This is a genomic window from Streptomyces sp. NPDC046859 (genome assembly GCF_040645135.1).
GTDB lineage: Bacteria > Actinomycetota > Actinomycetes > Streptomycetales > Streptomycetaceae > Streptomyces.
Genome location: NZ_JBEYXR010000010.1, coordinates 191,162 through 215,602 on the forward strand (window position 1 = coordinate 191,162; position 24,441 = coordinate 215,602).

General features: G+C 72.9%; 21 protein-coding genes. 12 read left to right on the forward strand and 9 right to left on the reverse strand.

Annotated features, from left to right (window positions below):
- Window positions 1-119 precede the first annotated feature (119 nt).
- Together ABZ899_RS17825 and ABZ899_RS17830 are read left to right on the forward strand one after the other, a co-directional pair.
- A complete protein-coding gene (locus ABZ899_RS17825) occupies window positions 120-1,592 on the forward strand; it encodes a 3' terminal RNA ribose 2'-O-methyltransferase Hen1 (RefSeq protein WP_361346598.1) in 1,473 nt (490 codons plus the stop codon).
- Window positions 1,589-4,132, forward strand: coding sequence for a polynucleotide kinase-phosphatase (locus tag ABZ899_RS17830; RefSeq protein ID WP_361346601.1), 2,544 nt, complete (start codon window positions 1,589-1,591; stop codon window positions 4,130-4,132). The genes ABZ899_RS17825 and ABZ899_RS17830 overlap by 4 nt, the downstream gene beginning before the upstream one ends.
- Before the next feature lie 3 nt (window positions 4,133-4,135).
- Here the strand turns inward: ABZ899_RS17830 and ABZ899_RS17835 are convergent, their stop codons facing one another.
- Window positions 4,136-5,035, reverse strand: a complete 900-nt coding sequence (locus ABZ899_RS17835) for a hypothetical protein (RefSeq protein ID WP_361346603.1) — start codon at window positions 5,033-5,035, stop codon at window positions 4,136-4,138.
- Window positions 5,032-6,063, reverse strand: coding sequence for an SPFH domain-containing protein (locus ABZ899_RS17840; RefSeq protein WP_361346606.1), 1,032 nt, complete (start codon window positions 6,061-6,063; stop codon window positions 5,032-5,034). Before ABZ899_RS17840 ends, ABZ899_RS17835 begins: the two co-directional genes overlap by 4 nt.
- Before the next feature lie 125 nt (window positions 6,064-6,188).
- On the opposite strand from ABZ899_RS17840, the gene ABZ899_RS17845 reads away from it, so the two are divergent.
- Both ABZ899_RS17845 and argF read left to right on the forward strand, forming a co-directional pair.
- Window positions 6,189-7,412: an arginine deiminase gene (locus ABZ899_RS17845; RefSeq protein ID WP_361346609.1), complete on the forward strand. Its 1,224-nt coding sequence runs from the start codon at window positions 6,189-6,191 to the stop codon at window positions 7,410-7,412.
- A 140-nt stretch (window positions 7,413-7,552) separates the two neighbouring features.
- A complete protein-coding gene (argF, locus tag ABZ899_RS17850) occupies window positions 7,553-8,560 on the forward strand; it encodes an ornithine carbamoyltransferase (RefSeq protein WP_361346612.1) in 1,008 nt (335 codons plus the stop codon).
- 12 nt (window positions 8,561-8,572) lie between these two features.
- Here argF and ABZ899_RS17855 read toward each other — a convergent pair whose 3' ends face one another.
- Window positions 8,573-9,028, reverse strand: a complete 456-nt coding sequence (locus tag ABZ899_RS17855; protein WP_361346615.1) for an ATP-binding protein — start codon at window positions 9,026-9,028, stop codon at window positions 8,573-8,575.
- 332 nt (window positions 9,029-9,360) lie between these two features.
- On the opposite strand from ABZ899_RS17855, the gene ABZ899_RS17860 reads away from it, so the two are divergent.
- Together ABZ899_RS17860 and ABZ899_RS17865 are read left to right on the forward strand one after the other, a co-directional pair.
- On the forward strand, window positions 9,361-10,188 hold the full coding sequence (locus ABZ899_RS17860; RefSeq protein WP_361346618.1) for an enoyl-CoA hydratase family protein: 828 nt from the start codon (window positions 9,361-9,363) through the stop codon (window positions 10,186-10,188).
- A 2-nt stretch (window positions 10,189-10,190) separates the two neighbouring features.
- Window positions 10,191-12,479 (forward strand): bifunctional salicylyl-CoA 5-hydroxylase/oxidoreductase, encoded by a 2,289-nt coding sequence (locus ABZ899_RS17865; RefSeq protein ID WP_361346713.1) that lies wholly within the window; start codon window positions 10,191-10,193, stop codon window positions 12,477-12,479.
- A 42-nt stretch (window positions 12,480-12,521) separates the two neighbouring features.
- Here the strand turns inward: ABZ899_RS17865 and ABZ899_RS17870 are convergent, their stop codons facing one another.
- Window positions 12,522-13,334 carry a PaaX family transcriptional regulator C-terminal domain-containing protein gene (locus tag ABZ899_RS17870; protein ID WP_361346621.1) on the reverse strand — a complete coding sequence of 271 codons (813 nt, stop codon included), beginning with the start codon at window positions 13,332-13,334 and terminating at the stop codon, window positions 12,522-12,524.
- A 15-nt stretch (window positions 13,335-13,349) separates the two neighbouring features.
- Window positions 13,350-14,963, reverse strand: a complete 1,614-nt coding sequence (locus tag ABZ899_RS17875; RefSeq protein ID WP_361346624.1) for an AMP-binding protein — start codon at window positions 14,961-14,963, stop codon at window positions 13,350-13,352.
- 168 nt (window positions 14,964-15,131) lie between these two features.
- Between ABZ899_RS17875 and ABZ899_RS17880 the strand changes: the two genes are divergently transcribed.
- Complete coding sequence (locus ABZ899_RS17880) at window positions 15,132-16,313, forward strand: acyl-CoA dehydrogenase family protein (RefSeq protein WP_361346627.1); 1,182 nt, start codon at window positions 15,132-15,134, stop codon at window positions 16,311-16,313.
- Window positions 16,310-16,708: a RidA family protein gene (locus ABZ899_RS17885; RefSeq protein ID WP_361346630.1), complete on the forward strand. Its 399-nt coding sequence runs from the start codon at window positions 16,310-16,312 to the stop codon at window positions 16,706-16,708. Before ABZ899_RS17880 ends, ABZ899_RS17885 begins: the two co-directional genes overlap by 4 nt.
- A gap of 37 nt (window positions 16,709-16,745) precedes the next feature.
- Here ABZ899_RS17885 and ABZ899_RS17890 read toward each other — a convergent pair whose 3' ends face one another.
- A complete protein-coding gene (locus ABZ899_RS17890) occupies window positions 16,746-16,970 on the reverse strand; it encodes a DUF5999 family protein (protein WP_361346633.1) in 225 nt (74 codons plus the stop codon).
- A gap of 238 nt (window positions 16,971-17,208) precedes the next feature.
- Here ABZ899_RS17890 and ABZ899_RS17895 point away from each other — a divergent pair, with 238 nt between their 5' ends.
- The 4 genes from ABZ899_RS17895 (at window position 17,209) to ABZ899_RS17910 (ending at window position 20,935) form a co-directional block, all read left to right on the forward strand.
- Complete coding sequence (locus ABZ899_RS17895) at window positions 17,209-17,664, forward strand: DUF6299 family protein (RefSeq protein ID WP_361346636.1); 456 nt, start codon at window positions 17,209-17,211, stop codon at window positions 17,662-17,664.
- A gap of 227 nt (window positions 17,665-17,891) precedes the next feature.
- Window positions 17,892-20,021, forward strand: a complete 2,130-nt coding sequence (locus ABZ899_RS17900; RefSeq protein ID WP_361346639.1) for a SpoIIE family protein phosphatase — start codon at window positions 17,892-17,894, stop codon at window positions 20,019-20,021.
- Between the two features lie 111 nt (window positions 20,022-20,132).
- On the forward strand, window positions 20,133-20,735 hold the full coding sequence (locus ABZ899_RS17905) for a DUF4383 domain-containing protein (RefSeq protein ID WP_361346642.1): 603 nt from the start codon (window positions 20,133-20,135) through the stop codon (window positions 20,733-20,735).
- Between the two features lie 5 nt (window positions 20,736-20,740).
- Window positions 20,741-20,935: a hypothetical protein gene (locus tag ABZ899_RS17910; protein ID WP_361346644.1), complete on the forward strand. Its 195-nt coding sequence runs from the start codon at window positions 20,741-20,743 to the stop codon at window positions 20,933-20,935.
- A 6-nt stretch (window positions 20,936-20,941) separates the two neighbouring features.
- Here ABZ899_RS17910 and ABZ899_RS17915 read toward each other — a convergent pair whose 3' ends face one another.
- The 3 genes from ABZ899_RS17915 to argG form a co-directional block, all read right to left on the reverse strand.
- Window positions 20,942-22,471: a UDP-N-acetylglucosamine 1-carboxyvinyltransferase gene (locus ABZ899_RS17915; protein WP_361346647.1), complete on the reverse strand. Its 1,530-nt coding sequence runs from the start codon at window positions 22,469-22,471 to the stop codon at window positions 20,942-20,944.
- 64 nt (window positions 22,472-22,535) lie between these two features.
- Window positions 22,536-22,733: a DUF4236 domain-containing protein gene (locus tag ABZ899_RS17920; protein ID WP_361346650.1), complete on the reverse strand. Its 198-nt coding sequence runs from the start codon at window positions 22,731-22,733 to the stop codon at window positions 22,536-22,538.
- A gap of 182 nt (window positions 22,734-22,915) precedes the next feature.
- A complete protein-coding gene (gene argG, locus ABZ899_RS17925) occupies window positions 22,916-24,370 on the reverse strand; it encodes an argininosuccinate synthase (protein WP_361346652.1) in 1,455 nt (484 codons plus the stop codon).
- Window positions 24,371-24,441: the final 71 nt, after the last annotated feature.

The following is a 24,441-nucleotide window of genomic DNA, read 5'->3' on the forward strand; positions in this document are numbered from 1 at the left end:
CCCCGGGGACCCGGTCCCCGGGGCGTCGTCGTGCGCCCGAAATTCCCGGGTGCCGCCGGCGCCCGCTCGATACGGTGTGCGTATCCGCAGTTCAGACCACTACGTCAAGGTCATCCACCGTGTTCCTGACCCTCACCACCACCGGCACCCCGGAGCGCCCGGCCACCGATCTCGGCTACCTGCTGCACAAGCATCCCGAGAAGTCCCAGGCGTTCTCCACCTCCTTCGGCACGGCCCACGTCCTCTACCCCGAGGCGGACGCCGAGCGCTGTACCGCGGCGCTGCTGCTGGAGGTCGACGCCGTGGCGCTGGTCCGGCGCGGCAAGGGCAAGGGGCGCGGCGGCGCCCCCGACGCTGCGCTCGCGCAGTACGTCAACGACCGTCCGTACGCGGCCTCCTCCCTGCTGGCCGTGGCGCTGAGCGCGGTGTTCTCCAGCGCGATGCGGGGCGTGTGCACCGCCCGCCCGGAGCTGGCCGCCCGGCCGCTGCCGCTGCGCATCGAGGTGCCGTCGCTGCCGGCGCGGGGCGGCGCCGCCCTCGTACGGCGCCTGTTCGAGCCGCTCGGCTGGGACGTCACCGCCGAGCCGGTGCCCCTGGACGAGCGGTTCCCCGAGTGGGGCGACTCGCGCTACGTCCGGCTGGTCCTGGAGTCGGCCACCCTGACCCTGGCCGAGGCCCTCAGGCACCTGTACGTGCTGCTCCCCGTCCTCGACGACGCCAAGCACTACTGGGTGTCCTCCGACGAGGTCGACAAGCTGCTGCGCGCCGGTGAGGGCTGGCTGCCGGGCCACCCCGAGCAGAAGGTGATCACCAGCCGCTACCTCTCGCGCCGCTGGTCGCTGACCCGTGAGGCGATGGAGCGGCTGGAACTGGTGCGGCTCGCGGAGGCCGACGACAGCGAGGTCGAGGACATCGACAACGCGGTCGCCGACGAGACGGAGGCCGAGGAGAGGCCGGCCCCGCTCGCCGTGCGGCGCCGCGAGGCCATCCTCGCCGCGCTGCGCGCGGCCGGTGCCACCCGTGTGCTCGACCTGGGCTGCGGGCAGGGCCAGTTGGTGCAGGCGCTGCTCAAGGACCCGGCGTACACCGAGATCGTCGGGGTCGACGTCTCCGTACGGGCGCTCACGATCGCCGGGCGCCGGCTGAAGCTGGACCGGATGGGGGAGCGGCAGGCCGCGCGGGTGAAGCTCCTCCAGGGCTCGCTCGCCTACACCGACAGCCGGCTCAAGGGGTACGACGCGGCCGTGCTCAGCGAGGTCGTCGAGCACGTCGACCCGCCCCGGCTGCCCGCCCTGGTGTACGCGGTGTTCGGGGCGGCCCGCCCCCGCACCGTCCTCGTGACCACCCCGAACGTCGAGTACAACGTCCGCTGGGAGAGCCTGCCCGCCGGGCACGTCCGGCACGGCGACCACCGCTTCGAGTGGACGCGCGAGGAGTTCCGCACGTGGGCCGCGGCCGTCGCCGAACGGCACGGCTACGGCGTGGAGTTCGTCCCGGTGGGACCCGACGACCCCGAGGTGGGGCCGCCGACGCAGATGGCCGTGTTCGCACGTGACGTGACCGACGGGAAGAAGGAGGCGAAGGCCGCATGACCGAGACCACGCAGGGGCGGGTGCTGCCCGTCACCGACCTCTCCCTCGTCGTCCTCGTCGGCGCCTCCGGCTCCGGCAAGTCGACGTTCGCCCGCCGGCACTTCAAGCCCACCGAGGTGCTCTCCTCCGACTTCTGCCGGGGCCTGGTCGCCGACGACGAGAACGACCAGAGCGCCAGCCGGGACGCCTTCGACGTCCTGCACTACATCGCGGGCAAACGCCTGGCGGCCGGCCGCCGTACGGTCGTCGACGCCACCAGCGTGCAGCAGGACGCGCGACGGCAGCTCGTCGAGCTCGCCAAGCGGTACGACGTGCTGCCCATCGCCATCGTGCTCGACGTGCCCGAGGAGGTGTGCGCCGAGCGCAACGCGGCCCGCACGGACCGCGCCGACATGCCGCGCCGCGTCGTCCAGCGGCATGTGCGCGAACTGCGCCGCTCCCTGCGGCACCTGGAGCGCGAGGGCTTCCGCAAGGTGCACGTCCTGCGGGGCGCCGAGGAGGTCGAGCACGCCACCGTCGTCACCGAGAAGCGCTTCAACGACCTCACCGACCGCACCGGGCCGTTCGACATCATCGGCGACGTGCACGGCTGCGCGTCCGAACTGGAGGCGCTGCTGGGCAAGCTGGGCTACGTGGACGGCGTGCACCCGGAGGGCCGCACCGCCGTCTTCGTCGGCGACCTCGTCGACCGCGGCCCGGACAGCCCGGGTGTCCTGCGGCGTGTGATGGGCATGGTGGAGTCGGGTGCCGCGCTGTGCGTGCCCGGCAACCATGAGAACAAGTACGGCCGTTTCCTCAAGGGCCGCAACGTCCAGCACACGCACGGACTCGCCGAGACGATCGCGCAGATGGAGGGCGAGAGCGAGGAGTTCCGCGCCGAGGTGCGGGAGTTCATCGACGGGCTCGTCAGCCACTACGTGCTCGACGGCGGCAGGCTCGTCGTCTGCCACGCCGGCCTGCCGGAGAGGTACCACGGCCGCACCTCCGGGCGGGTCCGCTCGCACGCCCTGTACGGCGACACCACCGGCGAGACCGACGAGTTCGGGCTGCCGGTGCGCTACCCGTGGGCGGAGGACTACCGGGGCCGCGCGGCCGTGGTGTACGGCCACACCCCGGTCCCCGAGGCCACATGGCTGAACAACACCATCTGCCTGGACACCGGTGCCGTCTTCGGCGGCAAGCTGACCGCGCTGCGCTGGCCGGAGCGCGAACTGGTCGACGTGCCCGCCGAGCAGGTCTGGTACGAGCCCGCCAAACCGCTGCGCACGGAGGCACCCGGCGGGCAGGACGGCCGGCCGCTCGACCTGGCGGACGTGCACGGGCGCCGCGTGGTGGAGACCCGTCACCACGGGCGGGTCGCGATCCGCGAGGAGAACGCGGCGGCGGCCCTGGAGGTCATGAGCCGCTTCGCGGTCGACCCGCGGCTGCTGCCGTACCTGCCGCCGACCATGGCGCCGACGGCGACCTCGGCGGTCGAGGGCTACCTGGAGCACCCCGCGGAGGCGTTCGCGCAGTACGCGGCGGACGGCGTCGAGCGGGTCGTGTGCGAGGAGAAGCACATGGGCTCGCGGGCCGTGGCCCTGGTGTGCCGGGACGCCGAGGCGGCGCGCCGGCGCTTCGGGGTGGAGGACGGCGTGACCGGCTCCCTCCACACCCGCACGGGCCGCCCCTTCTTCGACGACCCGGCGGTGACGGAGTCGGTCCTGGACCGGATCCGCACGGCGGCCGGCGAGGCCGGCCTGTGGAGCGAGCTGGAGACCGACTGGCTGCTGCTCGACGCCGAGCTGATGCCGTGGTCGCTGAAGGCCGCCGGGCTGCTGCGTTCCCAGTACGCGGCGGTCGGCGCCGCGGCCGGAGCGGTGTTCCCCGGTGCCCTCGCCGCGCTGGAGCGCGCCGCCGGGCGGGGCGTCGACGTCTCCGCGCTGCTGGCGCGCCAGCGGGAGCGGGCCTCCGACGCGGCCGCGTTCACCGAGGCGTACCGCCGCTACTGCTGGACGACGGACGGCCTGGACGGCGTACGCCTCGCGCCCTTCCAGCTCCTCGCGGTCCAGGGCCGCAGCCTCGCCGCGCTCCCGCACGACGAGCAGCTCGCGCTCCTCGACCGTCTCGTGGAGCACGACGGCAGCGGCCTGCTGCAGACCACCCGGCGCCTGTACGTCGACACCGGTGACCCGGAGTCGGTCCGGGCGGGCGTCGACTGGTGGCTGGAGATGACCGGCCGCGGCGGCGAGGGCATGGTCGTCAAGCCGCTCGGCGCGCTGGTGCGCGACGAGCGGGGCCGGCTGGTCCAGCCCGGCATCAAGTGCCGGGGACGCGAGTACCTGCGGATCATCTACGGTCCGGAGTACACGCGTCCGGAGAACCTGGAGCGGCTGCGCAGGCGGTTCCTGAACCACAAGCGCTCCCTCGCCCTGCGCGAGTACGCGCTCGGCCTGGAGGCCCTGGACCGGCTGGCCGGGGGCGAGCCGCTGTGGCGGGTGCACGAGGCGGTGTTCGGGGTGCTGGCGCTGGAGTCGGAGCCGGTCGACCCGCGGCTGTGACGTTCAGCCGGCGAGGCGCAGACGGTCCGGGCATACCCCGACCCGGACCGTCTGCCCCCACGTCAGCTCCACGGCGTCCGACTCCATGCCGTCCCCGAACGCCACCAGCCGCTCGGACTCGACGGTCAGGGCGAGCCGCCCCGCGCCGGCCAGTTCCCCCGCCACCAGGGACGTCCCGGTGGCGGGGGACGGCCAGGCCTCCCGCACGAACCAGAGCAGGCGCTCCTCCGCCGGGGAGGGCAGCGCCGGCCGCCCGCCCCGCTCCTGCCACACAGACCGGAGCCAGCCGGTCGCCCCGGTGCCGGTCCCGACGATCACCCCGGACGAGGCCTGGGCCTCGACGACACCCCCGTCGTCCTCCAGGCCCAGGCGGTAGCGGGCCGTCTGGTGTCCGGCGGCGCCCAGGTAGATCTCGTTCAGCGCGACCAGGCGCTGTGTGTCGTCGGTGACGGCCTCGACCATGGTGAGCTCGTCGCAGCGGGCCGTGCGGGCCTGCGTGGCCGCCAGCAGGGCGGCCGCGTCCTTCGGGCGGTGCCGCACCAGCACGCCGGGGTTGCGGCCGGGGTCGGTGTCGATGCCCACCACCGGCTGGCCGGCCAGGTACTTGGCCACGTTCGCCACCAGCCCGTCCTGCCCGACGACGACCACCACGTCCTCCGGCGCGAACAGGAAGCGGTCCAGGTCGGCGCGTTCCACCCGGGCCTGCCGCCAGGTCAGCGGAACCGCCGCGGCCACCTCGGCCAGCGCCCGGCGGGTGCGGTGGTGACGGTCCGCGATCTCCTCGATGTCCCGGCCCCGGGAGGAGAGGAAGAAGGCGGCCTGGCCGTGGGTGCCGTGCCGGGCCACCAGCTCCTGGTACTCCGTGGTGCGGTGGACGAGGACCACCCGCGGGGCGAGGCTCACTCCCGTGCTCCGAGCCGGCTGAGCAGCCCGGTCAGCAGGTCCGGTGTCACGGTCACGCTGTCGATCCGCGGCAGGTTCTCCGCCAGCCGGGTCCCGGTGAGCGCGTGCAGCGTCGCCACGTCCACGTCGGCGTGCACCCGCAGCCAGGCCGCCTGGGCCTGCGCCCGCGCCGCGCCGACCTCGCGCGCCCCCTCGGCCTCCGCCCGCGCGAGGCGTACGGACCGGGTGGCCTCCGCCTCCGCGAGCCGTACGGTCCGGGCCGCCTCCGCCTCGGCGCGCACGGCGTCCGCGGCGGCGCCCTCCTCGGCCTCGCGGCGCGCGTTGGTGCCGCGCTGGTCGACCAGCTGCTCCTCGCGGCGGGCGAGCTCGATCCGGCTGGCCAGCTCGTTCTCGGCGATCGCCCGCTCCCGCTCGACGGCCACCGCCCGCCGTTCGTACGTCGCCCGGTCCGCCTCCTGCTGGATCTGCTCACGGGCCGGGGTGCGCAGCGCCCGCTCCACCTCGGGTTCGGGACGCAGGGCCACCACCCGGACGGCGACCACCTCGATGCCCGTCCCGGGCAGGCGGGGCTCGCCGGCCAGGCCGGCCGCGATCCGCTCCCGCACCGCGGTGACCCCGTCGGCCAGGGCCGCCGCCAGCGGCGTACGGGCCAGGACGTCCAGGGCGTGCTGCTGGGCCGTCTCCGTGAGGAGCGTCCCGAGCTGCTCCAGCGGAGCGCCCCGCCAGACGCCCGTGTCCGGGTCGATGGAGAAGTCCAGACGGGCCGCGGCGACCGCGGGGTCGCTGATCCGGTAGGTGACGGTGGCCTGCACGGCCACGTCCTGGAAGTCGGAGGTGCGGGCGTGGAACGTCATCGCCAGCTCCCGGTCGTCGACGGGGACCTCGGAGAGCGCGGCGGTCAGCGCCCGGTACCAGAAGCTGAGGCCGGGGCCGTCGTGCAGCAGCTTTCCGCCGCGGTGGTGGCGGATGTGCGCGGTGGGCGCACCGCGCAGATGGCGCCAACCGAGGCGCCGGGTGATGTCGGCCATGGAGCCTGCCCCCTCTTTCTCGTCATGACGACGATAAGGGCCGACGCGGCTTGTCGTCAACAGGACGAGAAGAAGTCGTCGGCAAGGAGGGGGTGAACGCGGCTCCCTTTGGTCAGGATGGAGGCATGGGACTGCATGTCGACTCCGAGGCCGGGCGGCTGCGCCGCGTCATCCTTCACCGGCCCGATCTGGAGCTCAAAAGGCTCACCCCCAGCAACAAGGACGCCCTGCTCTTCGACGACGTGCTCTGGGTGCGCAGGGCGCGCGCCGAGCACGACGGGTTCGCGGACGTGCTGCGCGACCGCGGGGTCGAGGTCCACCTGTTCGGCGACCTGCTCACCGAGGCCCTGGAGATCCCGGAGGCCCGGCGGCTCGTCCTCGACCGGGTCTTCGACGAGAAGGAGTACGGGGTGCTCGCCACCGACCACCTCCGTGCGGCCTTCGAGGGGCTGCCCGCGCCCGAGCTCGCCGAGGCGCTCGTCGGCGGGATGACCAAGCGGGAGTTCCTGGACGCGCACGCCGAGCCGATCTCGGTGCGCTTCCATGTGATGGAGCTCGACGACTTCCTCCTCGCACCGCTGCCCAACCACCTGTTCACGCGGGACACCTCCGCCTGGATCTACGACGGCGTCTCCGTCAACGCGATGCGCTGGCCCGCCCGGCAGCGCGAGACCGTGCACTTCGAGGCGATCTACCGGCACCACCCGCTCTTCCGGGACGAGGACTTCCACGTCTGGTCCGAGGGGCAGGCCGACTACCCGTCCACCATCGAGGGCGGGGACGTCCTGGTCATCGGCAGGGGCGCGGTCCTCATCGGCATGAGCGAGCGCACCACCCCGCAGGCCGTCGAGATGCTCGCCCACAAGCTGTTCGCCGCCGGATCGGCCCGCACGATCGTCGCCCTCGACATGCCCAAGCGGCGGGCCCTGATGCACCTCGACACCGTGATGACCCAGGTCGACGGCGACGTCTTCACCCAGTACGCCGGGCTCGGCATGCTCCGCTCCTACACGATCGAACCGGGCGCCGGCGACAAGGAGCTGAAGGTCACCGACCATCCGCCGGAGCACATGCACCGCGCGATCGCCGCCGCCCTCGGCCTCAGCGAGATCCGGGTGCTGACCGCCACCCAGGACGTCCACTCCGCCGAACGGGAGCAGTGGGACGACGGCTGCAATGTGCTGGCCGTCGAGCCCGGCGTCGTCGTCGCCTACGAACGCAACGCGACCACCAACACGCATCTGCGCAAGCAGGGCGTCGAGGTGATAGAGATCCCGGGCAGCGAGCTGGGCCGGGGGAGGGGCGGGCCGCGCTGCATGAGCTGCCCCATCGAGCGCGACGCCGTCTAGGTGTGCTGTCCGGGCAGGTCGGTGACGCGGCTGGCGGGTGGGGCGGTCGTGACGGCCGTGCGGGGAGGGCGCCGTATATTAATTCTGGAGGTCGTATAGACTTCCATTACCTTTGTTCCCCGCACCTCTGGAGCGCCCCCATGGCGACTGTCCCGACCGCCCTCGCCGGCCGCCACTTCCTCAAGGAGCTCGACTTCACCGGGCAGGAGTTCCTCGGGCTCGTGGAGCTGGCCGCCGAGCTGAAGGCGGCCAAGAAGGCCGGGGACGAGACCCGGTACCTGCGCGGCCGGAACATCGCGCTGATCTTCGAGAAGACGTCGACGCGCACCCGCTGCGCCTTCGAGGTCGCCGCCGCCGACCAGGGCGCCTCCACGACCTATCTGGACCCCACGGGCTCCCAGATCGGCCACAAGGAGTCCGTGAAGGACACCGCGCGCGTCCTCGGGCGGATGTACGACGGGATCGAGTACCGGGGGGACAGTCAGGCCAAGGTCGAGGAGCTGGCCGCCTGCGCGGGCGTGCCCGTCTTCAACGGCCTCACCGACGACTGGCACCCCACCCAGATGCTGGCCGACGTGCTCACCATGACCGAGCACTCCGCCAAGCCCGTCACCGGCATCGCCTTCGCCTACCTGGGCGACGCCCGCTTCAACATGGGCAACTCCTACCTGATCACCGGCGCCCTGCTGGGCATGGACGTCCGGATCGTCGCCCCGCAGGCGTACTGGCCCGCCCCGTCGGTCGTCGAACGGGCCCAGGAGCTCGCCGCGGTCAGCGGCGCCCGCGTCACCCTCACCGAGAAGGTCGACGAGGGCGTCCTCGGTGCCGACTTCGTCGCCACCGACGTCTGGGTGTCCATGGGGGAGCCGAAGGAGGTCTGGGACGAGCGGATCGCCGCCCTCGGCCCCTACGCGGTGACCATGGACGTGCTGCGGGCCACCGGCAATCCGGACGTGAAGTTCCTGCACTGCCTGCCGGCCTTCCACGACCTCGGCACGAAGGTCGGCCAGGAGATCTACGAGTCGCACGGCCTGACGTCCCTGGAGGTCACCGACGAGGTCTTCGAGTCGGAGCACTCGGTGGTCTTCGACGAGGCGGAGAACCGCCTGCACACGATCAAGGCGGTCCTGGTGGCGACGCTGGCCTGAGCCGTCCCGTCCTCACTGGTGCGGCCGGCGCTGGGCGGGCACGACCGCCAGCCGGAACCAGACCGCCTTGCCGGACGCCGTCGGGCGGTGGCCGCACGACGAGCTGAGCGCGCGGATCAGCAGCAGGCCCCGGCCGTGCTCCTGCCACGGGTCGGGCTCCTCCACCAGGGGCCGCGTCAGATGGCCCGGCGGCGCCGGGTCCGGGTCGTGGACCTCGACCTGGCAGCCCGACGGGTGCAGATCGACCACCAGCTCTATCGGGGTGTCCCCGGGCGTGTGCTCCACGGCGTTCGCGACCAGCTCCGCCGTGAGCAGCTCCGCGGTGTCGCTGTCCGCGGCGTGCTCGACATCCGCCAGCGCCGAACGGACCAGGGCGCGCGCCACCGGCACGGCCGCGGCGGAGTGCGGCAGTGCGACGCGCCAGGAGGTGGAGGACGGGGGGCGATCGTGCAAGGTGGATCCGTTCATGAGCAGGCTGTCCTGCCTTCAACCTTATGAATGGTACGGCGCCGTCCGTCCAGGCGTCCGGCGGGCACCGTTCGGGGCCGTCGCCCCGACTGCTGGGCGGCATACCCAGGCCGGCGCCCGCCCCCGCCCGCGGTGCCCCGTCGTTACCCGCGCGTCGACGAGTCGTGACGGATGTGACAGCCGCGGGTCACGGCCGGAGTCGCCGAGCGCGCCTGAGGGCTATCGCGTGGTCGTGACGGCGGTCAAAGACAGGTGATAACTTCGGGAGAGAGCTCGAAGGGGTGAGCTCGCCGAGGCAGTGCCCGCCGTCCGTCCTGGGGAGGCCGCACGTCATGAGTCCCTTCACCGGCTCCGCCGCCCGCACCTCCGACTGGGAGCATCTGCGGGTCGAGCACGCCGACGGAGTCGCCACCGTCACCCTGGCCCGCCCCGAGAAGCTCAACGCGCTCACCTTCGGCGCCTACGCCGACCTGCGCGACCTGCTCGCCGAACTGTCCCGGGAGCGGGCGGTACGCGCCCTCGTCCTGGCCGGCGAGGGCCGCGGCTTCTGCTCCGGCGGCGACGTCGACGACATCATCGGCGCGACCCTGTCCATGGACACCGCCCAGCTCCTCGACTTCAACCGCATGACCGGACAGGTCGTCCGGGCCGTACGCGAGTGCCCGTTCCCGGTGATCGCGGCCCTGCACGGGGTGGCCGCCGGGGCCGGCGCCGTCCTCGCGCTCGCCGCCGACTTCCGGGTCGCCGACCCCAGCGCCCGGTTCGCCTTCCTCTTCACCCGGGTCGGCCTCTCCGGCGGCGACATGGGCGCCGCCTATCTGCTGCCCCGCGTCGTCGGGCTCGGACACGCCACCCGGCTGCTCATGCTCGGCGACCAGGTCCGCGCCCCCGAGGCCGAGCGGATCGGCCTGATCAGCGAGCTGACCGAGGAAGGGCGGGCCGACGAGGCGGCCCAGGCCCTGGCCCGCCGCCTGGCCGACGGCCCCGCCCTCGCGCACGCCCAGACGAAGGCGCTCCTCACGGCCGAACTGGACATGCCGCTCGCGGCGGCCGTCGAGATGGACGCCTCGACCCAGGCCCTCCTCATGAACAGCGAGGACTACGCCGAGTTCCACGCCGCCTTCACCGAGAAGCGGCCCCCCAAGTGGCGGGGGCGGTGACCATGGCCGTCCCGGACAGCCCCCTGCGCGTCGCCGTCGTCGGCGGCGGCCCCGGCGGCCTCTACGCGGCGGCGCTCCTCAAGCGCCTCGACCCCGCCCGCCAGGTGACCGTCTGGGAGCGCAACGCCCCCGACGACACCTTCGGCTTCGGCGTGGTCCTCTCCGACGAGACCCTCGGCGGCATCGAGCACGCCGACCCCGTGGTGCACACCGCCCTCCAGGAGCACTTCGTCCGCTGGGACGACATCGACATCGTGCACGCCGGCACCCGCCAGACCTCCGGCGGGCACGGGTTCGCCGCCCTCGGCAGGAAACGCCTCCTGCAGATCCTGCACGACCGGTGCCGCGACCTCGGCGTGGAACTCCGCTTCCGCTCGAAGGCCCCGGACGTGGACCGGCTGGCCGCGACCCATGACCTCGTCGTCGCCGCGGACGGTGTGCACAGCACCATCCGCGACACCTACAGCCATGTGTTCCGCCCCCATGTGGCCATCCACCGCTGCCGCTACATCTGGCTGGCCGCCGACTTCGCCTTCGACGCCTTCCGCTTCGAGATCGCCGAGACCGAGCACGGCGTGATGCAGCTGCACGGCTACCCCTACGCCGCCGACGCGTCCACCGTCATCATCGAGATGCGCGAAGAGGTGTGGCGGGCCGCCGGGTTCGACGAACTCGACGAGCAGGAGTCCCTCGCGCGCTGCGCCAAGATCTTCGCCGACGCCCTCGGCGGACGCCCCCTGCGGTCCAACAAGTCGGCCTGGACCGGCTTCCGCACCGTCGTCAACGAGCACTGGTCGCACGGCAACGTCGTCCTCCTCGGGGACGCCGCCCACACCGCCCACTTCTCCATCGGCTCCGGCACCAAACTCGCCGTCGAGGACGCCCTCGCGCTCGCCGCCTGCCTCACCGAACAACCCGACGTCGCCGGCGCGCTCGCCGCCTACGAGGCGGAACGCAAACCCGTCGTCGCCTCCACGCAGCGCGCCGCCCGCGCCAGCCTCGAATGGTTCGAGAACATCGGCCTCTACCTCGACCAGCCGCCCCGCCAGTTCGCGTTCAACCTGCTCACCCGCAGCCGCCGCGTCACCCACGACAACCTGCGGCTGCGCGACGCGTCCTTCACCGAGGCCGTGGAACGCGACTTCGGCTGCCCACCCGGCACACCCCCCATGTTCACCCCGTTCCGGCTGCGCGGGCTGACCCTGCGCAACCGGGTCGTGGTGTCCCCGATGGACATGTACTCCGCGACCGACGGGGTCCCCGGCGACTTCCACCTCGTCCACCTCGGCGCCCGCGCCCTCGGCGGCGCCGGCCTGGTGATGACCGAGATGGTGTGCGTCAGCCCCGAGGGGCGCATCACCCCCGGCTGCGCGGGCCTCTACACCGGCAGGCAGGCCGAGGCGTGGAAACGCGTCGTACGGTTCGTGCACACCCGGGCACCCGGCACCGCCATCGGTGTGCAGCTCGGCCACAGCGGCCGCAAGGGCTCGACCAAGCTGATGTGGGAGGGCATGGACGAGCCGCTGGAGGAGGGCGGCTGGCCGCTCGTCGCCGCCTCCCCGATCCCGTACCGGCCGGACTCCCGGACGCCGCGCGAGCTCACCCGCTCCCAGCTCACCGACATCCGCGAGCAGTTCACGGCCGCCGCCTGGCGGGCCGCCCGCGCCGGCTTCGACCTCCTCGAACTGCACTGCGCGCACGGCTACCTGCTCTCCGGCTTCCTCTCCCCGCTCACCAACCGGCGCACGGACGCCTACGGCGGCTCCCTCGACCGCCGGCTCCGCTTCCCGCTGGAGGTCTTCGACGCCGTGCGCGCCGTCTGGCCCGAGGAACGGCCCATGACCGTCCGCATCTCCGCCACCGACTGGGCCGAGGGCGGCACGAGCGCCGAGGACGCCGTGGACATCGCCCGCGCCTTCGCCGAGCACGGCGCCGACGCCATCGACGTCTCCACCGGGCAGGTCGTCGCCGACGAACGGCCCGAGTTCGGGCGGTCCTACCAGACGCCGTACGCCGACCGGATCCGGCACGCCACCGGCCGCCCGGTGATCGCCGTCGGCGCCATCTCGTCCTGGGACGACGTCAACTCCCTGATCCTCGCGGGCCGCACCGACCTGTGCGCCCTCGCCCGGCCCCACCTCTACGACCCGCACTGGACCCTGCACGCCGCCGCCGAGCAGGGGTACGACGGTCCGGGCGCCGTCTGGCCGGCCCCCTACCGGGCGGGCAGCCGCCGCCCGCAGACCGGACGCACCGACGCCCCGAAACCCCGCCTCACCCTCGGCGGCTGAACCCGCCGGGGGCCGCACGGACCGGCGTACGCGGCCCCCGCGTCACAGACCGGCGTACGCGGCCCCCGCGTCACGCAGCCGCTCGTGCAGCCCGCGGAAGACGGCGGCCGACCGCGCGCCCGGCCAGTCCGGCGGCAGCAGCGGGGCGGGGAGCCCCGGATCGGTGTACGGCAGGTGCCGCCAGGAGTCCAGGGCGAGCAGATAGTCGCGGTACGCCTCCTCCGGATCGGTGTCCGCCCGCCGCTCCCAGGCGTGCAGCACGCGCGCGTGCCGGTCGAGGAACGCCTCGTGCTCCTTGGCGATCGCGGCCAGGTCCCACCAGCGGGCGACGGCCTCGGCGGTCGGCGAGAAACCGAGGTGCTCCCCGCGGAAGAAGTCCACGTACGTGTCGAGCCGCAGCCGCTCCAGACTGTGCCGGGCCTCCTCGTGGAGCCGGGCGGGCGCGATCCACACACCCGGCGCCGCCGTGCCGAAGCCCAGCCCGGCCAGCCGGGAGCGCAGCACATGCCGTTTCTGCCGCTCCGACTCCGGCACCGAGAACACCGCCAGCACCCAGCCCTCGTCCTCGGGCGGTGCCGTGGCGTAGATACGGCGGTCGCCGTCCTCCAGCAACTGGCGCGCCTCGGGCGACAGTTCGTACCCCGCCGCGCCCCGGTCCGTCCGGGCCGGCAGCAGCAGGCCGCGCCGCTTCAGCCGGGACACCGACGAGCGGACGGAGGGCGCGTCGACGCCCACCGCCGCCAGCAGTCTGATCAGCTCGGCCACCGGTACCGGGCCGGGCATATGGCGGCCGTAGGCGCCGTAGAGCGTGACGATGAGAGACCGTGGTGCATGCTGGTCGGACACGTTGATCATCTTAGGTCGTGCGGATCACTGCCGGTCGCCGGGCGGGTCGCCGGCGCCGCGCAGCCGGAACCGCTGGAGCTTGCCGGTCGCGGTGCGCGGCAGCGCCTCCAGGAAGACGATCTCCCGCGGGCACTTGTACGGCGCCAGCTCGGCCTTGACGAACGCGCGCAGCGCCTCCGCGTCCGGGCGCGCCCCCTCCCTGAGCACGGCGTACGCCACGACGATCTGGCCGCGTGCCTCGTCGGCACGCCCCACGACCGCCGTCTCCAGCACGTCCGGGTGCCGCAGCAGGGCCTCCTCGACCTCCGGGCCCGCGATGTTGTACCCGGCTGAGATGATCATGTCGTCGGCGCGCGCGACGTACCGGAAGTAGCCGTCGCCGTCGCGGACATACGTGTCGCCCGTGACGTTCCAGCCGTGGCGCACGTACGCGCGCTGGCGGGGGTCGCCGAGATAACGGCAGCCCACCGGCCCGCGCACGGCCAGCAGCCCCGGTTCCCCGTCCGGCACCTCCCGGCCCTCGGCGTCGACGACGCGTGCCTGCCAGCCGGGCACGGCGACCCCGGTCGTCCCGGGCCTGATCCGCTCGTCGGCCGCCGAGATGAAGATGTGCAGCAGTTCGGTGGCGCCGATGCCGTTGATGATCCGCAGCCCGGTCCGCCCGTGCCACGCCCGCCAGGTGGCGGCGGGCAGGTTCTCGCCCGCGGAGACACAGCGCCGCAGCGAGGAGACGTCGTGCCCGTCGAGCGCGTCGAGCATCGCCCGGTACGCGGTCGGGGCGGTGAACAGCACGGACACCCGGTGCTCGGCGATCGCCGGCAACAACTGCTTGGGTCCTGCCTGTTCCAGCAGCAGGGCACTGGCGCCCGCCCGCATCGGGAAGACCACGAGTCCGCCGAGCCCGAACGTGAACCCCAGTGGGGGACTGCCCGCGAAGACGTCGTCCTCATGGGGACGGAGCACATGGTCGGAGAAGGTGTCGGCGATCGCGAGCACATCCCGGTGGAAGTGCAGACAGCCCTTGGGGCGTCCGGTGGTCCCGGAGGTGAAGGCGATGAGCGCGACGTCGTCGGCGGCGGTGTCGGCGGCCCGGTACGGCGTGTCGGGCGCGGGCCGGCGCAGCAGGTCGTCGGGGCCGTCACCGCCGTAGGTCGTGATGCGCAGTTCCGGCACCTCGGCCTTGGCGAGGTCGTCGACGGCCCGGACGTCGCACAGCGCGTGCCGGACCTCGGCGATCTCGCACATGGTCCGCAGCTCGTGCGGCCGCTGCTGGGCCAGCACCGTGACGGCCACCGCGCCCGCCTTGAGCACCGCCAGCCAGCACGCCGCGAGCCAGGGCGTGGTGGGGCCGCGCAACAGGACCCGGTTGCCGGGGACGACCCCGAGGTCACCGGTGAGCACATGGGCGATCCGGTCGACACGGGCGCGCAGTGTGGCGTACGTCCATGGGGCGCCGGCCGGGGTGTGGAACACGGGCCGGTCGCCGTCGGGCCCCGCCAGCAGTTCCGCGGCGGCGTTGAGCCGGTCGGGGTAGTGCAGCCCCGGCAGGTCGAAGACGAGCTCCGGCCACTGGTCGGGCGGCGGCAGATGGTCCCGGGCGAAGGTGTCGACGTGCGCGGAGCGGTGCAGACCGGCCATGGCGGTTTCGCCCCCTTGCCTCGTGGGCTTCGTGTGGGCTCGCCCCAGGAGCGTATCGTGTTGGTGACGGCAGTCAATGGGGCGCGATATCGTCGAGGTGCCCGTCGAGAAGGTTCGCCGGGGCCCGTCGAGAAGGGTCCGCCGGGGGCGGCCCGCAGGAGGTCGGCAATGCCCGCATTCTCGCTCGATCCACCCCAGACCGCCTGGTGCGCCGAACTGCGCACCCTCGCCGCCGAACGGCTGCGCCCCCTTGCGGAGAAGGGTGAACCCGGGCACGTCAACCGCGCGCTCGTCGCCGAACTGGGGCAGCTCGGGCTGCTGGAGCGCCTGTTCACCTCCGGCGCCGTCGACCTGTGCCTGATGCGCGAGTCCCTCGCCTACGCCTGCACCGAGGCCGAGACCGCGCTCGCCCTCCAGGGCCTGGGCGCCCACCCCGTGCACGCCCACGGCACACAGGCCCAACGGGACCGCTGGCTGCCCCGCGTGGCCGAGGGCACCGCGATCGCCGCCTTCGCCCTGAGCGAGCCGGCGGCCGGCTCGGACGCGGCAGCCCTGGAACTACGGGCTGAGAAAGGGCCGGTGACGGAGACGCCCCCGGCTGCGCCCCCACCGGCCGCCGAGCCCGACGGCGCCGCCCGCTGGCGGCTCACCGGCGAGAAGTGCTGGATCTCCAACGCCCCCGAGGCCGACTTCTACACCGTCTTCGCCCGCACCACGCCGGGCGCCGGCGCCCGCGGCGTCACCGCCTTCCTGGTCCCCGCGGACCGCCCCGGCCTCGGCGGGACGAGCCTCGACATGCTGTCCCCGCACCCCATCGGCGCCCTCACCTTCGACGCCGTGCCCGTCACCGCCGACGACGTGCTCGGCGAGGTCGACCGCGGCTTCCGGGTCGCCATGGGCACCCTCAACCTGTTCCGGCCCAGCGTCGGCGCCTTCGCCGTCGGCATGGCCCGCGCCGCCCTCGACGCGACGCTCGCCCACACCGCGGAACGGGACGCCTTCGGCGGGAAGTTGAAGGACCTCCAGACCGTCGCCCACCAGGTCGCCGAGATGGCCCTGCGCACCGAGGCGGCCCGCCTCATGGTGTACGCGGCGGCCACGGCGTACGACGAGGGTGCCGAGGACGTCCCGAAGCGGGCGGCGATGGCGAAACTCCTCGCCACCGAGACCGCGCAGTACGTCGTCGACCAGGCCGTCCAGCTGCACGGCGCCCGCGCCCTGCGCCGCGGCCACCTGCTCGAACACCTCTACCGCGAGGTGCGCGCCCCACGCGTCTACGAGGGCGCCAGCGAGGTGCAGCGCGGCATCATCGCCAAGGAGATCTACGCCGGCAAGGAGGCCGCCCAGTGACCGCCGAGCGCGTGAACCCGCCCGACCTGTCCCCGCCCACGGGCTTCTCGCACGCGGTCGTCGCCACCGGCTCACGGGTGGTGTTCCTGGCCGGCCAGACCGCGCTCGACGCCGACGGGAAGGTGACGGGGCAGACGCTGCCGGAGCAGTTCGAGCGGGCGCTCGCCAATCTCCTGACGGCGCTCGTGGCGTCCGGCGGCACCCCGGCCGACCTCGCCCGCGTCACCGTGTACGCCACCGACGTCGCGGCCTACCGCGACCAGGCCCCCGAACTGGGCCGCGTCTGGCGGCGCCTGGCCGGACGCGACTACCCGGCGATGGCGGTCGTCGAAGTCGTCCGGCTGTGGGACGAGCGGGCACTGGTGGAGCTGGACGGCTTCGCCGTCCTGCCGTAGCCGCCGTCCTCCTCCCGGACCGCGCCGATCCGCCGGCTCACGCCGCCTGCGCCAGCCGGGCGGCCGGCACCCGGTGCGGCGCCACCACGCTGCCGTCGGGCAGCAGCGCACCGCTGTCGTCGAACACGATCGAGCCGTCGCACAGCAGGCTCCAGCCCTGCTCGGGGTGTGCCGCGACCACATGGGCGGCAGGGACGTGGGCCGCGGCCACATGTGCGGAGCCAACCTGGGCGGACGGGCACGAGGACCGGTGAGAACACATGGCGCACCTCCACATGGTCCGGACGAGCCGTGAGGGCCGTCCGTGTGGTTCGACCATGCTCCCGTCGCGCCCGCCCCGGAACGGCCCGTCGCGAATCGTGACACCCCGCGGACAACTCCCTGACCGCCCCGCGACGGTCGGGGCGGACTCGCCACCGAAGGGGTGACGATCACGTCCCCGGACCCTCTCGCCGGGTACGAGTGGAACCCCCCACTCCGCCCACCCGGGAGGTCATCCCATGCCCCTGCGCCCCGCGCTCGCCGCCACCGCCGGCGCCGTCCTGCTCCTGCTGGCCGCCGCTCCCTCGGCCCCCGCCGCCGACACCGACTCCACCACCGAGGTGACGGAGTCCGTGACCGTCGACAAGAAGATCCGCCTGGCCGCCGACGGCACCGTCACGGTCTCGGGCACCTACCGCTGCGCCGACGCCGAGGGCCCGGTCTTCGTCAGCGCCTCCGTGGCCCGGCGGAAGTCCGACACCCGCCACGCCATCGGCGGCACCCTCGCCGAGTGCGACGGCAAGAAGCACCGCTGGGTGAACGAGGGCACCCCCACCCCGTCCACGCTCAAGGCCGGCAAGGCGGACGTCGAGGCCACCCTCGTCGAGCTGCGCCCCGTGGACATGCTGGGCGGGCTGCCCCTGCCGTACTTCCACGCGAAGCTGAAGAAGAACGCGACCCTCGTGAAGGCCTGACGGCCACCCGGCCCGCGCCCGCGGGAGCCCGCCCGGCCGCGCCCCGCCGACCCGGCGGGCGCGGCGCGGGCCGCGGGCCGCGGGCCGCGAGGACGCCGCGGAACTCCTACGCGGACGGGGGAAGCCCGCCCCCGTACCGCCGATCGGGTGGCGCCCTGTCCGGCGAGGGGCCTCTCGCGCACCACCCCGGTCTGAGACGGCGGCCCGAGCGGCGTACCGTCGTCTGTGTGGATTCCTCGGCCGGCCAACTTCTCTCGCGAGCGGCACAGGAGCTCGGGCGGCACGCCGGCGAGCTCTCCGCCGAGGTGGAGCAGTGCCTGCGGCGCGAACTTCCGGCCCTCTACGAAACGCCCGACGTCGCCCGCGCCGTCTCCCAGAGCATCTTCGACCACATCACCGCCGCGCTCTCCGGCCTCGAACGTCAGATCGAAGCGAGCCGGATCGAGTTGCCGGCCGCCGACACCGCCCGCTCCCTGGGACTGGCCCGCCACGGCATCCCGCTGAGCACCGTCCTGCGCGCGTTCCGCCTGGCCCAGGCTATCGTCAACGACCGGCTCCTGGAAGAGCTGCCCCTGCTCAGCGGCGACGCCCAGCAGGTCAGCGCGGCGGCCCGGGCGCTGACCACCGTGTCGACCACCTACGTGGACCGCGTCTCCGAACAGGGCGTGGAGGCGTTCCAGGAGGAGCGGGACCGCCGGCTGCGCTGGCGGTCGAGGCTGGTGAACGAGGCGAGCATGCGCATCGGGACCACCCTCGACATCGATCGCACCGTGCAGGAACTGGCCGACCTCGCCGCCGAACGCCTCGCCGACGTCGTCACCGTGGACCTCCTCGACCCCCTGCTGCGCGGGGAGGACGCCGTCGTGGAGATGCCCTTCCTGCTCCGCCGGATGGCCCAGGTGCCCGCGGACGCCGAGGGCCCCGAACCGGGCGTCCGGCCGCAGGAGGTCCACCATTGCCGTGACGGCTCCGCCACCGAGCGTGCCCTGGTCACCGGGCGGCCCTCCCGGCACCAGCACGACCGGTCCGAGGACCCGCGGGGCATCCACTCCACGCTGGTGGTGCCGCTGCGCGCCCGGGGCACCACGCTGGGTCTCGCCGAGTTCCATCGCGGCGGCACCCCCGTCCGCTACGACGACGAGGACCTCCTCGTCGCCGAGGAGATCGCCGCCCGGGCCGCGGTCGCCGTCGACAACGCCCGCCGCTACACCCATGCCCGCGCCACCGCCCTCACGCTCCAGCGCAGCCTCCTCCCGCGCAACGCGCCCCAGCAGTCGGCCGTGGACGTCGCCTACCGCTACCTGCCGGCCGGCTCGGACGCCGGGGTCGGCGGCGACTGGTACGACGTCATCCCGCTGTCCGGAGCGCGGGTGGCCCTCGTCGTCGGGGACGTGGTCGGCCACGGCATCCGTGCCGCCGCCACCATGGGCCGGCTGCGGACCGCCGTACGCACCCTGGCCGACATCGACCTGCCGCCCGACGAACTTCTCACCCATCTGAACGACGTCGTGCTGCGGCTGTCCGCCGAGGAGTCCGGCGACCAGGACGGCTCCGGCGACGGCGACATCGGCGCCACCTGCCTGTACGCGGTCTACGACCCGGTCTCCCGTCGCTGCACCCTGGCCCGGGCCGGTCATGTGCCCCCGGCCGTGGTGGTGTGCGACGGCAGGGCGGAACTCCTCGACCTGCCGCCCGGCCCGCCGCTGGGCCTCGGCGGCCTGCCGTTCGAGACGGTCGAGATCGACCTGCCGGAGGGCAGCCTCATCGCCCTCTGCACCGACGGCCTGATCGAGGCCTTCGCGCACGGCGCCGAGGCCGGGCTCGCCGCCCTCCGGGAGGTTCTCGCCCGGCCCGCGCCCAGCCTGGACGCGGCCTGCGACACCGTCCTGGCGGCCCTGCTGCCCTCCACCAAGCCGGACGACGACATCGCCCTGCTCCTCGCCTGCACCCACGCCCTCGGGGCCGACCGCGTCGCCACCTGGGACCTCGAGCCCGACCCCTCGGAAGTCGCCCGCGCGCGCGGCGCCGTCTCCCGCCAGCTCGCCGCCTGGGGACTCGGCGACATCGACTTCATCGCCGAGCTGGTCGTCAGCGAGCTGGTCACCAACGCCATCCGCTACGGCCGCGCCCCGATCAGCCTGCGCCTCATCCACGACCGGGGCCTGCTGCTGGAGGTCTCCGACGCCAGCAGCACCACCCCGCACCTGCGCCGCGCGCGCGTCTTCGACGAGGGCGGCCGCGGCCTGCTCCTGGTCGCCCAGCTCGCCGAACAGTGGGGCACCCGCCACGCCCGCCACGGCAAGACGGTGTGGGCCCAGCTGAGCGAAACGGCGGAACTGCCGCCGCCGATCCTGTAGGCGCGACAGGTCACCGGCGACGCGACCGTGCAGGGCGCTGGTCACCCGGTGCTCTTCGCTCAAATAATTCTCATATGCATCCAAAGAACGCATTCAGGGCGAAAAACGGGCATGAAGCTCAAGGACGAACTGCCCGTCGATCACCATCTGGCCACCGTCTACCGCTACGGCGCAGGCTTCTGCGGCCTCGTCCTGCTGGTCTTCGCGGGACTCGGCTTCGCCGACGCGCTGAGCCCGTTCGACACGGCCGGCGACACGATCGTCGGCATGACCACCAACGTCGCCCTCAGCATCATCTCCACCGTCGTCGGTCTCGCTCTGCTCGCCGGCGCGGCGGTCGGCGGCAACTTCGCCTCCGTCCTGAACATGACGGTCGGCGCGCTCTTCGTGCTGAGCGGCTTCGCGCACATCTTCGTACTGGACCGGCCCGCCAACATCCTCGACTTCGGCATGACCAACGTGATCTTCAGTTTCGTCATGGGACTGATCATCGCCACGTTCGGGATGTACGGGCGGGTGTCCAGCAAGCTGTCCCACGACAACCCGTACTGGCAGCTCCGGCACCCGAAGCAGGCGGCACGCGAACGCGAGGCGGTCGCCGCCCTCCCGGACTCAGGGCGGGAGCGGCACCTGCTGCCCGCCACGCAGGGTCCCGAGGGTACTGGCGACGGGCGGGCGCCCGAATGGCGCCCGCCCACGAGAGGAAAGAGGTGAGCAGAGTGACCGAACCACTCAACAGGCCGACTGAGACGCCTCCCGTGGAGGGCTCGATCGCCGAGGCGCACGAAGAGCGTCCGGACGGTGGCGTCTGGGAGCACCCGTACTTCTGGCTCGTCCTCGTCCTGATCGGATCCGTGCTCATCGCCGGATTCTTCCTGCTCCGCTTCCTCGATCTGGTGGCACCGGTGTTCTGAGATCCCTCAGATGTCCCGGAAGATCTCGATCTGCGCGCCGATCGAGTTCAGCCGCTCCGCCAGGTCCTCGTAACCGCGGTTGATGACATACACGTTGCGCAGCACGGACGTGCCGTCCGCCGCCATCATCGCCAGCAGCACGACCACGGCGGGGCGCAGGGCCGGCGGGCACATCATCTCGGCGGCGCGCCAGCGGGTCGGGCCCTCCACCAGGACGCGGTGCGGGTCCAGGAGCTGGAGGCGGCCGCCGAGGCGGTTGAGGTCGGTCAGGTAGATGGCGCGGTTGTCGTAGACCCAGTCGTGGATCAGGGTCTTGCCGGACGCGGAGGCCGCGATGGCGGCGAAGAACGGCACGTTGTCGATGTTCAGGCCGGGGAACGGCATCGGGTGGATCTTGTCGATCGGCGCCTCCAGCTTGGAGGGACGGACCGTCAGGTCGATCAGCCGGGTGCGGCCGTTGTCGGCGAAGTACTCGGGAGTGCGGTCGTGGTCGAGGCCCATCTCCTCCAGGACCGCCAGCTCGATCTCCAGGAACTCGATCGGTACCCGGCGCACCGTCAGCTCGGACTCGGTGACCACGGCGGCGGCCAGCAGGCTCATCGCCTCGACCGGGTCCTCGGACGGCGAGTAGTCCACGTCGACGTCGATGGTCGGCACACCGTGCACGCTCAGCGTCGTGGTGCCGATGCCGTCCACCCGGACGCCGAGCGCCTCCAGGAAGAAACAGAGGTCCTGGACCATGTAGTTGGACGAGGCGTTGCGGATGACGGTGACGCCGTCGTGCCGCGCGGCGGCCAGCAGCGCGTTCTCCGTCACGGTGTCGCCGCGCTCGGTCAGCACGATCGGCCGGTCGGGTCGCACGGACCGGTCGACCATGGCGTGGTACTGGCCCTCGGTCGCCGCCACGTCCAGGCCGAAGCGGCGCAGCGCGATCATGTGCGGTTCGATGGTGCGCGTACCGAGGTCGCAACCGCCCGCGTAGGGCAGCTTGAAGTGGTTCATGCGGTGCAGCAGCGGGCCGAGGAACATGATGATCGACCGGGTGCGCACGGCGGCCTCGGCGTCGATCGCGGCCATGTCCAGCTCGGCGGGCGGCACGATCTCCAGGTCGACGCCGCCGTTGATCCAACGGGTGCGCACGCCGATGGAGTTGAGGACTTCGAGGAGGCGGTAGACCTCCTCGATCCGGGCCACCCGGCGCAGCACTGTGCGCCCCCTGTTGAGCAGGGAGGCGCACAGCAGCGCCACACACGCGTTCTTGCTCGTCTTGACGTCGATGGAACCCGACAGCCGACGTCCGCCGACGACCCGGAGATGCATCGGACCGGCGTATCCCAGGGACACGATCTCGCTGTCCAGGGCCTCGCCGATACGGGCGATCATCTCAAGGCTGATGTTCTGGTTGCCGCGCTCGATGCGATTGACGGCGCTCTGAGAGGTGCCGAGCGCCTCGGCGAGCTGCGCCTGTGTCCAGCCACGGTGTTGCCGGGCGTCACGGATGAGCCTGCCGATGCGTACGAGGTAGTCGTCTGCCATGAGGCTGAGGCTATCTCACATATGAGATGGCACCTCTCAGGGGGTCCATTCGGGTGACGGGCCGTCAACGCCCCTTGGCGGAACGGGTGCGCCGCCATCCGAAAGGTCCGGGCAAATCCATCGATGTCGTACGACGCCCGGTGCTGCTGTGGGTGTGTCGCGGGCCGTTCTTGGCGCCCGTGGTGATGGACCAGGAGCGGCGGTTGATGTTCAGCCGTACGCCCGGAAGGATCTGGAAGCTCTTGCGGAATGTGAGGGGCATGCGCGCCTCCCTTTCCAGTCGGTCTTCGGTCGGTCAGGTGTTCACCCGCTTACCCCGACTTGGCGCGCTGAGGCATGCCCGGTTCCATGGAGAAGCGCACGGGAAGGGCCCGGTACGACGCAGGCCGCGTCGTACCGGGCCCTTCGCGGGTCCGTCCCCTCGTGCCGGTCGGTCCGTGCCGGTCAGTCCGTGCCGGACTCCATCGCGGCGCGGTCCAGCAGCGCGTCCTCCTCGGACACCTCGCCGCGCGAGGCGATCGCCTCGGCGCCGCCCTCGGGCAGCTCCGGCATGGTGCCGATGAGGCCCGTCGCGGCGGCCTGGGAGGCGCCGATGGTGGGGCTGCCGGTGCCGATCAGGCCGAGGCCGGCGTACTGCTCCAGCTTGGCGCGGGAGTCGGCGATGTCGAGGTTGCGCATGGTCAGCTGGCCGATGCGGTCGACGGGGCCGAAGGCGGAGTCCTCGGTGCGCTCCATGGAGAGCTTGTCCGGGTGGTAGGAGAACGCGGGGCCCGTGGTGTCGAGGATCGAGTAGTCCTCGCCGCGCCGCAGCCGCAGCGTCACCTCGCCGGTGATCGCGGCGCCGACCCAGCGCTGGAGCGACTCGCGGATCATCAGTGCCTGCGGGTCCAGCCAGCGGCCCTCGTACATCAGCCGGCCGAGCCGCCGGCCCTCGCTGTGGTACTGGGCGAGGGTGTCCTCGTTGTGGATCGCGTTGACCAGCCGCTCGTACGCGGCGTGCAGCAGGGCCATGCCCGGCGCCTCGTAGACGCCGCGGCTCTTGGCCTCGATGATCCGGTTCTCGATCTGGTCGGACATGCCCAGGCCGTGGCGGCCGCCGATGGCGTTGGCCTCCATCACCAGGTCGACGGCGGAGGCGAACTCCTTGCCGTTGAGGGTGACCGGGCGGCCCTGCTCGAAGCCGATCGTCACGTCCTCGGCGGCGATGTCGACCGACGGGTCCCAGAACCGGACGCCCATGATCGGCTCGACGGTCTCGATGCCGGTGTCCAGGTGCTCCAGGGTCTTGGCCTCGTGGGTGGCGCCCCAGATGTTGGCGTCGGTGGAGTACGCCTTCTCCGTCGCGTCCCGGTACGGCAGGCCGTGGGCGACCAGCCACTCCGACATCTCCTTGCGGCCGCCGAGCTCGGTCACGAAGTCCGCGTCCAGCCAGGGCTTGTAGATCCGCAGGTGCGGGTTGGCGAGCAGGCCGTAGCGGTAGAACCGCTCGATGTCGTTGCCCTTGTAGGTCGAGCCGTCGCCCCAGATCTGGACGTCGTCCTCCAGCATCGCCCGCACCAGCAGGGTGCCGGTGACGGCGCGGCCCAGCGGCGTCGTGTTGAAGTACGCGCGCCCGCCGGAGCGGATGTGGAACGCGCCGCAGGTGAGCGCGGCCAGCCCTTCCTCGACGAGGGCCGCACGGCAGTCGACCAGACGCGCGACCTCGGCGCCGTAGGTCTTGGCGCGGCCGGGCACCGAGGCGATGTCGGGCTCGTCGTACTGGCCGATGTCGGCGGTGTAGGTGCACGGGACGGCGCCCTTGTCGCGCATCCAGGCGACCGCGACCGAGGTGTCGAGACCGCCGGAGAAGGCGATGCCGACCCGTTCGCCGGTGGGCAGGGAGGTGAGGACCTTGGACATAGGAAGAGTATGCATCATCTCGCATGGTCATGCAATGAGGGCCCGCGTGGCCCCGGGCGCACGGGCTCGCC